Raw genomic sequence first — 12,000 nt, 5'->3', positions numbered from 1 at the left:
GTCCTTTCACGAAACGACGAAGGCGCGGGAAGTCCCGCTCAGCTGGGCGATGGCGCCGGTGAGGCCGTGCTTCCACGCCCCGGAGTGCACGACGCGGTACTGGCCGATCGGGGTGTTCGCGGGGATGTCCCAGGTGACTTCCGCGCGGGACTCGGCGCCGAACGTGCGCGTCCAGTGGAACTTCGTGGCCCAGTCGCCGTCGTCGGCGTACCGCGTCCAGCGGCCGTCGACCAGGCGCTGGATCTCGAGGAACGTGCCGTCGCGGCGGAGGTCGTTCTTCGGGTGGCCGGTCACGAACGCGACCGATACCCGGTCACCACGCCGATAGCCGCTGTTCGCCTCGGTGACGACGTCGCCGAAGCTCTTCAGCGGCGGCGCGCTGTCGAAGACGACGCCGGGCTGGAAGGTGACGAGCTTGCCGCGCAGGTCGCGCGGGACCGGCCCGTGCGGCACGGCCGTGCCCGCCTTCATCGCGGCGGCGAGCTTGCCGAACTCCTGCTGGTACGCCGGGAGCGTGTAGCGGCCGAAGAGCGTCGACGCGCCTTCGTACTGCTGCGAGTCGTACTCCTCCGGCGTGGTGACGTACTGGCTGTAGGCGTTGGCGTAACCCTGCATCAGGACGTTTTCCAGCGGCACGCCGAGCGCGGCGGCGACGGTCTTCCGGATCCGCAGCCCGGCGACGATCGTGTACTCGGCGGGCCCGGCGACCAGGTGCAGCTGCCCGATCCGGACGATCTGCAGCGGCAGCACCTCCGGCGCCCACGGGTAGGGCTTCATCGCCCCGAACGGCACCGCGACGACCTTCGGCGCCTGCGCGTCGGCCAGCGCCTGCGGGATGGGCGCGTCGATGCCGCCGAGCCAGTCGATGAAGGGGTTCTTGACGCCTTCGGGCAGCGGCAGGCCGGGGCCGTCCTCGGTGCTGCCGGCGAGCATCGAGACGCCGATCGCGGCGGTGCAGGTGCGGTGCGGGCGCCCGTCCGGGGTGAACGCCGGGTCGACGTCGACGGCGGACATGTCCACGTAGGTCAGCCGGTGGTCGACGCCGCCGGTGACCGTTTCGGTCGCCGCGTCGAACGCGCGTTTCGCCGCCCGGAACTGGAGTTCGCCGATGCGCCGGGTGTTCTCGAACTCGGTCTCGGGCGTGCCGGGCTCGAGGTTCAGGTTCGGCGTCATGTCGCCGGAGTTGGTCTGGGCGAAGGCGGCGACGAACCCGGGCGGGCCGTCGAGGTAGCGGACGCCGGCGTGGTCGTGCTCCCACGTGTAGGCGGCGTAACCCTTGTTGTCGCTGCTGATCAGGTGGTTGCCGTTGCTCATGGACGTGCCGTGGGTGGCGAACCAGGTGATCGCGCCGACGTCCTTGCCGCCCTGGCGAAACCGCAGCACGGTGACCGCCGGGTCGATCGAGAGCGGGAAGTGGTCCTTGTCGGGGTTGAGTTCGAAGGCGACCCGCGACCGGTTGGCGCTGGCCTCGGTCAGCTCGGTACGGCCGAGGGTCAGCTCACCGGGCGCCAGGTTGTCGTGCGCGCGGCCGACGGCGTCGACGATCCCGGCGACGACGGCGTCGTAGGTCTGCTGCTGGAAGCCGAGGATCGACAGGTCGTAGGCCGCGTAGTGCGAGTCGCCGCCGCACGCCGAGTGCGTGTGGGTGGCGTTGAGCAGGACGTTCTGCTCGGTGTAGCGGTCGCCGTACTTCCTGGCCAGCTCGCGCAGGACACCCTGGTGGACCGACTGGAACAGCGCGCCCAGCTCGGCGGTGACGAAGACGATCCGGCGCGTTCCGTCGTCGACGACGTAGGCCCGGGCGCGGGTGCGCAGGTGGATGCCGGCGGTCTGCTGCTGCGGCATGGAGTAGCCCATCATGCCGTTCTCGGCGGCGGGTCCGGTGACGTCCCCGATCCCGACGCCCACCTTCAGCCCGCTCGCCGCGGGCCGCGCGGCCGCGACGGCGAACGGGAGCGCGGCGGCTCCGGCCAGGACGGTGCGACGGCTCATCCGCATACGGCTCTCCCCGACTAACGTGAACTACTTTCGCGTTAGTCGGGGACCGTACGGGAGCGCCGCCACCTCGGCAACCCGGCAAAAGTACCGGTCAGCCCAGTGCGTCGGCGATCTTCGCCAGCGTGGCGGCGTCGCCGCGCAGGAGGAGCTGGGTGACGACCGTTTCCTCCCAGGCCTGCAGTTCGTCGCGGATCTTCGCCGGCGGCCCGATCAGCGACGTGTCCTCCACCAGCGACGTCGGGATGGCCGCGGTCGCCTCGTCCTTGCGGCCCGCGAGGAACAGCTCCTGGACCTTGTCCGCCACGTCCTCGTACCCCAGCCGGGCGAAGACGTCGTGATGGAAGTTGACGCTCTTCGCGCCCATCCCGCCGATGTACAGGGCCAGCGACGGCTTGATCCACGAAGCCGCCTCCTCGACGTCGTCGTGGACGATCACCGGGATCGAGCACGGCACTTCGAACGTGTCGAAGGTGTGCCGGGCGCCTTCACGCGCGAAGCCCTCTTCCAGCGCGGCCTTGTAGAAGGCGTTGCTCTTGGGCGAGAAGAACAGCGGGAGCCAGCCGTCGCCGATCTCGGCCGCCAGGGCGACGTTCTTCGGGCCCTCCGCGGCCAGGTGGATCGGGATCTCCTTGCGCAGCGGGTGCACCGTCGGCTTCAGCGCCTTGCCCAGCCCCGTCCCGCCCTGCAGCGGCAGCTGGAAGTGCCGGCCGTCCAGGGTCACCGGCGCCTCGCGCGCGATCACCTGGCGGACGATGTCCACGTACTCCCGCGTCCGCTCCAGGGGCTTCGGGTACGGCTGGCCGTACCAGCCCTCGACGACCTGCGGGCCGGACGCGCCGAGCCCGAGCACCATCCGGCCGCCGGAGAGGTGGTCCAGGGTCATCGCGCTCATCGCCGTCGCGGTCGGGGTGCGCGCGGCCATCTGGACGATGTTCGTGCCGAGCCGGATCCGGCTGGTCGAGGCGCCGTACCAGGCCAGCGGCGTGAAGGCGTCCGAGCCGTACGCCTCGGCCGTCCACACCGAGTCGAAGCCGAGCTCCTCGGCCTTGAGCACGGCCTCCAGCGCGCCCGGGGTCGGGCCGCTGCCCCAGTACCCGACGTGGAATCCCAGCTTCACGTGATGCCTCCTAGACGTTCGGCGCGTAGTGCTCGGGCTTGCCCCGCTCCGACAGCGGCGGCAGGTTCCTGCGTGGAGTCTCGACCAAGGCGGCGTCCGGAGCCACCTCGCCGCGCACGCGCCGCCAGCCGGCGCGCGCACGCGGGTGGTAGCGGCGGTCGTGCGGGACGAGCTTGAACACGGCGTTGATCAGCTTCCCCGCTCGCCGGTGCCGGCGCGCGTCGCGCTCGGACCACCGCAGGCCGAGCAGGTCGCGGACCTCCCGGTCGTAGAGCCCGTTGGTCAGCCAGACGAAGTTACGAGCGATCAGCGCGCTCACCGGCCGCCACAGCGCGTCCGGCAGCCAGGGCAGGAACGGCGGCTTCGCGATCCCGCGCAGGTCGAGGACGTCCCGGGTGGCCTTGTTGTCCTCCAGGACCTCGGCGCACATGTGCTTCCAGTAGCGCTGGAAGTCCTCCCAGCTGTCGGGCACCGGCCGCATGGTCATGTCGTACATCCGCCACCACGTGACGTGCTCGTCGAACAGCCGCCGCTTCTCCGCTTCGCCGATGCCGCCCACGAAGTGGTCAGCGATGAGGATGGTGCTGACGAAGAACGTCGAGTGCGCCCAGTAGTAGGTGTCCGGGTCGAGCGCGTGGTAGCGCCGGCCCTTCGCGTCGACGCCCTTGATGCGGTCGTGGTAGCCGCGGACTTCCAAGGCGGTCCGGTGCGCACGCGGGCCGTCGTAGACGACTCCCCCGATCGGGTAGAGCGAGCGGAACAGGCGCTGCCAGCGCTCCTCGAAGAACCGCGAGTGCTGCTCGACGCCGGCGCCGAGGCCGGGGTGCATGTTCTGCATCGACCCGGCCCACAGGGCGATGAGCAGGCCGCGCCAGTCGCCGAAGTACTTCCAGGTCAGCGAGTCGGGCCCCAGGGGTTCCGGCGTCATCGGCAGCGCTCCTCGTCGAGTCTTGAACTGACCACGGCTGTTGTCAGGCTAGGATCTGACAACAGTTGTAGTCAACCGAGGAGTGAGCATGCCGGGCCGCACGTGGGCGGGCACGACCCTGGACGACCGGAAGGCGCTGCGGCGCGAACAGCTCGTCTCCGCGGGTCTCGAGCTGCTGGGCACCGAAGGCTCGGCCGGCACGAGCGTTCGCGCGGTGTGCCGGCAGGCGAAGCTCACCGAGCGCTACTTCTACGAGAGCTTCAGCGACCGCGAAGAGCTCGTCGCGGCGGTGTACGAGCACGTCGGCGAGCAGGCGCGGCAGGCCCTGGTCGACGCGGTCCGCGACGCGCCGAACCCGACGCTGCGGGCCGGGCACGCCGTGCGCGCGTTCGTCGAGCTGATCGTCGACGACCCCCGCAAGGGCCGGGTCCTGCTGCTCGCGCCGCTCACCGACCCGGCGCTGACCCGCCGGGGCCTGCACCTGCTGCCGGTGTTCGCCGCGCTCGTCGGCGAGCAGCTGTCCCACGGCGACGAAACCGAGCGCCGGATGGTCGCCATCGGGCTGGTCGGGGCGTTGAGCAACGTCTTCATCGCCTACCTCGACGGCTCGCTGAAGGTCTCGCGCGAGCGGCTCGTCGCCCACTGCGTGAAACTCGTGCTCGGCGCCGACGACCACTGAACCCACCTCCCGCTGACCTGGTGACAGTCGCGCGGGCGATCGGGCACACTCAACCCATGCGTACCGCTGGGCGGAACGACGGCGTCAGCGGCGACGGGCTCGTCGCGGCCCGGCTCGCCGCGCTCCTCGAAGCCTTCCGGCCGGGCGACGAAGCCCTCGGCGTGTCCGAACTGGCCCGCCGGACCGGGCTGGCGAAGACGACCGTGCACCGGCTCGTCGGGCACCTGACCGGAACCGGTCTCCTCGAGCGCCAGGACGGCTCCGTGCGGCTCGGGCTGCGGCTGTTCGAAATCGGCCAACTGGCCTCACCCCGGCGGGGGCTCGTCGAAGCCGCGCGGCCGTACCTCGCCGACCTCCGCGAAGCGACGCGCAACACCGTCCACCTCGCCATCCTCGAAGGCACCGAAGTCGTCTACCTCGACGTGCTGCGCGGGCCGGACGCGCCGACGCTGCCTTCGCGCATCGGCGGCCGGTTCCCCGCGCACGCCACCGGCGTCGGCAAGGCGATCCTCGCGTTTTCTCCGGAATCCGTGGTGAGCCAGGTGATCGACGCCGGATTACCCCGCATGAGCCCGAAGACGATCACCGCGCCCGGACTGCTGCGCCGGCAGCTGACGCGCGTTCGCGAGGACGGGATCGCCTTGGAGCGCGAGGAATCCGGCGTCGGCGTGGTGTGCGCGGCCAGCCCGCTGCTCGACGCGCGCGGCGTCGCGGTGGCCGCGGTCTCGATTTCCGGCTGGGCCAACCGGATGCGCACCGAACGGGTCGCGCCCGCCGTCCGGACGGTGGCACTCGCGCTCACCCGCACGCTCTCCGGCTCCACTCCGGACGGTCGGAAATAATCTTGCGGGACAAGGCTTTTCCTGCCTCTAGGCCGTCCGGCTGACGTAATCGTCCCGAGCTGGACGGGTGATCGGGAGCGGCTACGATCCGTCCAATGGCCCAGCACAGCCGGGAGACGACCTTCACGGGCCACTCCCCCGCGACGTTCCCGGGACCGGCGGCCGCGCACCGGTTGCTGTCCCTCGACATCGTGCTCGCACTGCTGGCGCTGACGGGCGGGCTGCGCGTGCTCTACCTCGCCGCGCCGGCCCCGGCGCTGCCCGCCGAAGCCGCGAGCGTCGCCCACGCCTACGCCCTCGGCCACCTCACGTCGTTCACGGACGCGGGCGGCGCCGGCGTCAGCCCGTTCGGCTGGTGGCAGCTTTCGGCCTACACGATGGTTTCGGACGCCTTCGGCCGCTCGGCCTCCGCGCTCGCGGCGGTCCGCGAGACGATGATCGTGGCCGCGGCGATCGGCGCGGTGCTGCTGTGGTTCCTGGCCCGCCGGACCGGGTTGACGCGGTGGGCCGCGGCGGCCGCGGTGGTGCTGCTCGCGGCGTCGCCGCTCGCGCTCGGCCTGCAGCGGCTGGTCGTCGTGGAGCACCTCGCGGTGGTCTGGGCACTGGGCGCCCTGGTCCTGATCACCAAGCCGGACGCGCGGATCCGGCACGACGTCCTGGCCGCGGCCTGCCTGCTGGCCGCCGTGCTGACCTCCCCGCTGGCGCTGGTCTTCCTGCCCGCGGCGGGCTGGCTGCTGGTGCGGCGCGCGCCGGTGCGAGCCGCGCTCGTGGCGGTGCTGCTCAACCTCGGCCTGGGCATCGCGTTCGGCCCGGCGGCCGGGCTCCTCCGGCCGCACCTGGCGGACCCGGGTCCGCCGACGGTCGCCGGCTGGGTCGCGCTCGACCCGGCGTGGGCGGTGCTCTCGACCGTCGCGCTCGTGGCCGCGCTCGCCGTGACGGCCCTGCGCCCGCTCGCGGTGACCGGCCTGCTGCTCGTCGCGGCCCTGCTCGTCCCCGGCGTCCCGGACACCGCCGTGCTCGCCCTGCTGCTGCCGGTCACGCCGGTGCTGCTCGCCGGGGTCGTCCAGGCGGCGAGCCGGCAGCGGGTGAAAGCGCACCGGGAGAACCGGAGCCACCGCGGCGCGGTCGCGTTCGCCGCGGCCGTCCTCGTCGCCGTGGTCGCCGCCGGCTGGGTGTACGGCTACCCCGCCCTGCGCCCTTCGACCGACCGGGCCGGCCCGCTCACCGGCGCACAGGAATGGCTGCGGGCCAACGCTTCCGGCGCCCGCGTGCTGGTCGACGACGCGGCCTGGGCCGAACTCGCGAAAGCCGGCTGGCCGACCGGAATGCTCGTCGCGCCCGCAGCCTGCGCCGCGACCTGCCCGCCCGCCGAATGGGCCGTCTTCGCCGGCGACGCGAACGACCTCCGCCGGCGTTACCCGGCCCTCGACGCCGCGTTCGACGGTTCCGCGGCGACCGCCGTCTTCGGCGGCGGCGACCAGGGAGTGACCGTCTCCCGCCTCGGCCTGCCGCCCGCCGACCCGGCCGCGCCGTCGGAGGCTTCGGCGCGGGCCCACGCGGGTGCGGCGCTGGCGGCGTCGACGCGGATCGCCTTCGCCCCGGACGCCGTCGCCGTGCTCCGAGCGGGCCGCGTCGACCCGCGCCTGATCGCGACGATCGCCGCGCTCGCGGCGCTCCAGCCGGTCCGCGTCGCCGCCTTCCCCGAGGTCCCCGGCGAGGACCCCGCCGGGCAGCCGCGCCGCCGGGTGCTGCTGACCGGCGGCGAAGACGGCGCGGCCGCGTTCTACACCGGCCAGCGCGACCTGTTCCGCCCGTCGTCGGTCGCCCGGACCGGCGGCGGCGTGCTCGTCACCTATCCGCTGTTCGCGCCCCCGGGACTGCTCGTCCCGTTCTCCTCTCCCTGACCGGCGAAAGGAACTGCCGATGCGTACCCTGCTCAGACCCGGCGGGCTGACCGCCGCGGCCCTCCTGCTCGTCGCGCTCACGCCCGTGACCGCCCAGGCGGCGACCGCGCCCGGCCCGGGCGTCGGCTGGATCCGGGTCGGCCACCTGTCGCCGAAGGTGCCGCCGGTGGACATCTACTTCGCGCCGTTCGGCCAAGCCGAGAAGGTCGTCATCCGCAAGGCCGGCTACGGCGCGGTCACCCCGTACTCCTCGCTCGACCCCGGCAAGTACACGCTGTCGATGCGGCCCGCCGACGCCGCGGCCGGCACCCCGCCGGCGCTCTCGGCGACGATCGACATCGCGGAGCGCACCGCCTATTCGCTGCTGGTCTTCGCGAACGGACCCGACGGCACGCTCAAGGGCGATCTGGTCACCGACGACCTCACCGCGCCCGCGGCGGGCAAGGGCCGGCTGCGGGTGGTCGAAGGCTCGGCGGCGATCGCGCCGGTCACCGTCGAAGGCCCCACCGGCGTCGCGTTCGCCAAGGACGCGGCCTACGGCCAGACGTCGTCCTATGTGGACGTTCCCGAAGGCCGGTGGCCGCTGCAGCTGAGCGGCGGCTCGGTGAAGTCGACCGCCGAAGTCGACGTCAAGGCCGGGTCGTCGACGACGGTCCTGGTCACCGAGAACTCCGGCTCGCTCAAGGCGAACCCGATCTCCGACGGCGCGTCGCTGCCCCAGCCGCCGAAGCTCGGCGTCGAAACCGGCGGAGGCGGCACGGCACCGTCGTCCGGGCCGCCGTGGTGGGCGGCGTTCCTGGCCGCCGGGCTGCTCGGCGCGTTCTTCGTCCGGCGCTGGGTGGCGCGTGCGCGCTGAGCTGGGCGCGCTCCTGGTCGTCGCGGCGGTGGCCGCGGGCTGTTCCGCGGCTCCGGCCGCGCCGGCACCGACGGCCACCGCGACGACGACGTCAGCGACCGGGCCGAAGCCGCTGCCCGCGGCTCCGGCCGTGCACCCGGTGCGGCTGCGGATCCCCGCCATCGGCGTGGACGCGGCCGCGCTCGTCGGGCTCGGCCTGGGCGCCGACCACCAGCTGGAAGCCCCGGAACGCTTCGAGGACGTCGGCTGGTACGCCGCCGGCCCGGTGCCGGGCGACCCGGGCCCGGCGGTGATCGCCGCGCACGTCGACTCCCGGTCCGGGCCGGCGCCGTTCTTCCGGCTGCGCGACCTGCGCGACGGTGACCAAGTGTTCGTCACGCGCTCCGACGGCGGGGAAACCCGGTTCGTCGTGGACGGTGTCCAGCGCTACCCGAAGAACGCGTTCCCCACCGACGCGGTGTACGGCCCCGCGCCGGGCAGCGCGCTGCGGCTCATCACCTGCGGCGGCAGCTTCGACGCGGCGAAGCGGTCGTACCGGGACAACATCGTCGTCTACGCCTCGACGCGCTGGGGTTAGACCTCCTTGATCAGCCCGCGCCGGGCGAGCTCCGGCCGGACGCCGTCGCCGAACCAGTACGCCTCCTCCAGGTGCGGGTAGCCCGACAGCACGAACTCGGTGACGCCGACGCTGTGGTACTCCTCGAGCAGGTCCGCGACTTCGCCGTGGCTGCCGACCAGCGCGGTCCCCGCGCCGCCGCGGACCAGGCCGACGCCGGCCCAGAGGTTCGGGTGGATCTCCAGGCCGCGCACGCCGCCGTCCGTCCGGCCGCCGTGCAGCGCCACCATCCGCTGCTGTCCCACGGACTCGCTCGCGGCCAGCTGCGCCTGGGCCTTCGCGACCTGCTCGGGGCTCAGCGCGTCCAGGAGCTTCTGCGCTTCGGCCCACGCCTCGGCCGACGTGTCGCGCGAGATCGTGTGCAGCCGGACGCCGAAGCGGATCGGCCGGTCGCCCGCCAGGGCGCGGACCTTGGCGATCTTCTCCGCCACCTGCGCGGGCGGTTCGCCCCAGGTCAGGTAGACGTCGGCGTGCCGCGCCGCGACCGGCAGCGCGGCCGGCGACGAGCCTCCGAAGTAGATCGGCGGCACCGGGTCGGGTGCGGCCAGGGTCGTCGCGCCTTCGACGCGCAGGTGCTCGCCTTCGAAGGTGAACGGCTGCCCCGACCACACGCCGCGGACGATCGTCAGGAACTCGTCCGTGCGGGCGTACCGGGCGTCGTGGTCGTGCCAGTCGCCGAAACGCCGCTGCTCGACCGCGTCACCGCCGGTGACGATGTTGAGCAGCACCCGGCCGTTCGACAGGCGCTGGAACGTCCCGGCCATCTGCGCCGCCAGGGTCGGCGAGATGACGCCGGGGCGGAACGCGACCAGGAACTTCAGCCGCGACGTCTCGCGGATCAGCGCGGCCGTGGTCAGCCAGGCGTCCTCGCACCACGTGCCGGTCGGGGTCAGCACGCCTTCGAAGCCCTGCCGCTCGGCGGCGCGGGCGACCTGGGCCAGGTAGTCCAGGTCCGGCTCGCGCTGCGCGGACGGGCCCTGGGACCGGTTGGCGTGGAAGCGTTCCACGATCGTGCGGCCGTCGCCGCTGGTGGGCAGGAACCAGTGCAGCCTGATGCTCATCCGTTGCTCCTCGCCTGATCCAGCTCGGGGGCGAACCGCCGGTCGACGAACGCGGCGAAGTCCACCTTGCCCGGCAGCGTCTTCTCGTCGGTGAACGCGTCCGCGAGCTGTTGTTCCGAACTCACCACGGAGTCGTCCAGCGGGATGGGCAGGTCACGCCCGGCGTCGACGGCCTTCCGCGCGACGTCGAGCTTGAGCCCGGTCTCCTTGGCCCACGCCTGCGCCCACTCCGGCCGGTGCGTGTCCGCCCACTTCTGCGCCTTGACCACTCGGCTCGCGAAGTCGCGCAATGCGGAGTTCTTGCCGGGATCGGAGAGGGCCGCGGTGCCGGCGGTCAGGAAGCCCAGGCCGTTGGACGCGCCGCGGCCGTCGGCGAGCACGCGGGCGTTCGCTTCGAGCTGCGCTTGCGCGGTGTAGGGGTCCCAGATCGCCCAGGCGTCGATCTGGTGCTGGGTGAAGGCGGCGTACGCCTCCGCCGGCTGCAGGAAGCTGAGCTTCACGTCCCTTGTGGACAGTCCGGCGTTGTGGAGGGTGTTCAGCAGCTGGCCGTGCGCCGAGCTGCCCTTCGCCACCCCGATCGTCTTGCCCTTCAGCGCGGCGGCGTTCTGCAGCGGCGAGTCGGGCGGAACGAGGATGGCCTCCCGCTCGACGTTGCTGCGCGACACGCTGATCACCTTGATCTTCGCCTTGGCCGCGGCCGCGAAGATCGGCGGGGTGTTGCCGACCCGCCCGGCGTCGATCGCCCCGGCCGACGCCGCTTCGAGCAGCGGCGGGCCCGAGGTGAACGTCGACCACTCGATCTTGTACGGCAGGCCGGTGAGCTCGCCGGCCGCGGTGAGCAGCGACTTCACGCCGCCCTTCTGGTCACCGACCTTGAGCGTCACCTTCGCCAGGTCCGCCGCGCTCACCGGCGGCGGCACGGCCGCCTGGTCGGAGCCGGTCGCCGAGCCGCACCCGGCCAGCGCGAACGCCACCGCGGCCGCGGCCAGCCCCTTACGCCACTGCATCTTCGGTCACTCCCAAATCGGCCAGCACGCGCCGGCGGAGGTCGTCGTGGTCGGCGTCGCCCGGCCGGTGCTCGGCGACGATCCGGCCGCCGTCGAGCACCAGGACCCGCCCGGCGAGCCGGAGGGCTTCGTCGACGTCGTGGGTCACCAGCAGCACACCCGGCCGGTGGCTGCGCCACAGGTCCTGGACGAGCCCGTGCATCGCGATCCGCGTGAGGGCGTCGAGCGCGCCGAACGGCTCGTCGAGCAGGAGCAAGTCCGGCTCCCGCACCAGCGCGCGGGCCAGCGACACGCGCTGTGCCTCACCGCCGGACAGCGTCAGCGGCCAATCGTCGGCGTGCGCGGCCAAGTGCACCTCGCCCAGCGCCTTGTCCGCCAGCGCGCGGTTGCGGGACTTGGACACGCCGTCCTGGCGCAGGCCGAGCACGACGTTGCGCCACACCTTCCGCCACGGCAGCAGCCGCGGCTGCTGGAACGCGACCGAGACGGTCCCGGTCACGTCCGCACGGCCCTCCACGTCGTGGTCGAGCCCGGCCAGCACACGCAACAGCGTCGACTTGCCCGACCCGGAGCGCCCCAGCAAGGCGACGAACTCGCCGCGCTCGACGGTCAGGTCGAGTCCCTTCAGGACAGTGCGGTCGCCGAACCGCTTGGTGAGGTCACGGACCTCGGCTACCGGGTTCGCCACCGCAGCACCTTCCGTTCGAGCAGCCGGACCAGCGCATCGGTGACCAGGCCGAGCAGGGCGTACAGGACGAGCCCGACGACCACGACGTCGGTGCGCAGGAACTCCCGCGCGTTGTTGATCAGGTAGCCGACCCCGGCGTCCGCGTTGACCGTCTCACCCACGATCAGCGCGAGCCAGGCCAGGCCCAGCGACTGCCGCAGCCCGACGAGCGCCTGCGGCAACGCACCCGGCAGCACGACGTGCCAGAGCCGTTCCGCGCGGCTGAACCCGAGCGCCCGCGACGCCTCCACGAGATCCGGGTCGG

The 12,000-nt window shown here is 72.9% G+C and carries 12 protein-coding genes; 5 read left to right on the top strand and 7 right to left on the bottom strand.

All coding sequences use genetic code 11. The annotated features are described in order from the left end of the window. Positions 1-6: 6 nt before the first annotated feature. The 3 genes from ACYVLJ_RS46830 to ACYVLJ_RS46820 form a co-directional block, all read right to left on the bottom strand. Positions 7-1,998, bottom strand: coding sequence for a neutral/alkaline ceramidase (locus tag ACYVLJ_RS46830; protein WP_460443601.1), 1,992 nt, complete (start codon positions 1,996-1,998; stop codon positions 7-9). Between the two features lie 91 nt (positions 1,999-2,089). Next, positions 2,090-3,115: an LLM class F420-dependent oxidoreductase gene (locus ACYVLJ_RS46825; protein WP_451972383.1), complete on the bottom strand. Its 1,026-nt coding sequence runs from the start codon at positions 3,113-3,115 to the stop codon at positions 2,090-2,092. 10 nt (positions 3,116-3,125) lie between these two features. Further along, a complete protein-coding gene (locus ACYVLJ_RS46820) occupies positions 3,126-4,043 on the bottom strand; it encodes an oxygenase MpaB family protein (RefSeq protein ID WP_460443600.1) in 918 nt (305 codons plus the stop codon). An 88-nt stretch (positions 4,044-4,131) separates the two neighbouring features. Between ACYVLJ_RS46820 and ACYVLJ_RS46815 the strand changes: the two genes are divergently transcribed. From ACYVLJ_RS46815 to ACYVLJ_RS46795, 5 genes are all read left to right on the top strand, one after another. Beyond that, positions 4,132-4,722 carry a TetR/AcrR family transcriptional regulator gene (locus ACYVLJ_RS46815; protein WP_460443599.1) on the top strand — a complete coding sequence of 197 codons (591 nt, stop codon included), beginning with the start codon at positions 4,132-4,134 and terminating at the stop codon, positions 4,720-4,722. A 56-nt stretch (positions 4,723-4,778) separates the two neighbouring features. Continuing rightward, positions 4,779-5,564, top strand: coding sequence for an IclR family transcriptional regulator (locus ACYVLJ_RS46810; RefSeq protein WP_460443598.1), 786 nt, complete (start codon positions 4,779-4,781; stop codon positions 5,562-5,564). 95 nt (positions 5,565-5,659) lie between these two features. Further along, the gene (locus tag ACYVLJ_RS46805) at positions 5,660-7,468 is read left to right on the top strand and encodes a glycosyl transferase (protein WP_460443597.1); all 1,809 of its coding nucleotides are present in this window, start codon (positions 5,660-5,662) and stop codon (positions 7,466-7,468) included. 19 nt (positions 7,469-7,487) lie between these two features. Continuing rightward, positions 7,488-8,324, top strand: coding sequence for a DUF4397 domain-containing protein (locus ACYVLJ_RS46800; protein WP_460443596.1), 837 nt, complete (start codon positions 7,488-7,490; stop codon positions 8,322-8,324). Then, on the top strand, positions 8,314-8,901 hold the full coding sequence (locus tag ACYVLJ_RS46795; protein WP_460443595.1) for a class F sortase: 588 nt from the start codon (positions 8,314-8,316) through the stop codon (positions 8,899-8,901). Before ACYVLJ_RS46800 ends, ACYVLJ_RS46795 begins: the two co-directional genes overlap by 11 nt. Here ACYVLJ_RS46795 and ACYVLJ_RS46790 read toward each other — a convergent pair. The 4 genes from ACYVLJ_RS46790 to ACYVLJ_RS46775 form a co-directional block, all read right to left on the bottom strand. Further along, positions 8,898-10,001: an LLM class oxidoreductase gene (locus ACYVLJ_RS46790; protein ID WP_460443594.1), complete on the bottom strand. Its 1,104-nt coding sequence runs from the start codon at positions 9,999-10,001 to the stop codon at positions 8,898-8,900. The genes ACYVLJ_RS46795 and ACYVLJ_RS46790 overlap by 4 nt on opposite strands. Beyond that, positions 9,998-11,008, bottom strand: coding sequence for an ABC transporter substrate-binding protein (locus ACYVLJ_RS46785; RefSeq protein ID WP_460443593.1), 1,011 nt, complete (start codon positions 11,006-11,008; stop codon positions 9,998-10,000). Before ACYVLJ_RS46785 ends, ACYVLJ_RS46790 begins: the two co-directional genes overlap by 4 nt. Beyond that, positions 10,995-11,696, bottom strand: a complete 702-nt coding sequence (locus ACYVLJ_RS46780; RefSeq protein WP_451972366.1) for an ABC transporter ATP-binding protein — start codon at positions 11,694-11,696, stop codon at positions 10,995-10,997. The genes ACYVLJ_RS46785 and ACYVLJ_RS46780 overlap by 14 nt, the downstream gene beginning before the upstream one ends. Further along, the coding region (locus ACYVLJ_RS46775) for an ABC transporter permease (protein WP_460440849.1) at positions 11,681-12,000 on the bottom strand (320 nt) is incomplete at its 5' end. The genes ACYVLJ_RS46775 and ACYVLJ_RS46780, both read right to left, overlap by 16 nt.

The sequence above is a fragment of the Amycolatopsis stemonae genome, from assembly GCF_054781455.1.
Note: the sequence above shows the minus strand (reverse complement) of the source record. Positions and strands in the feature narration are given on the sequence as shown.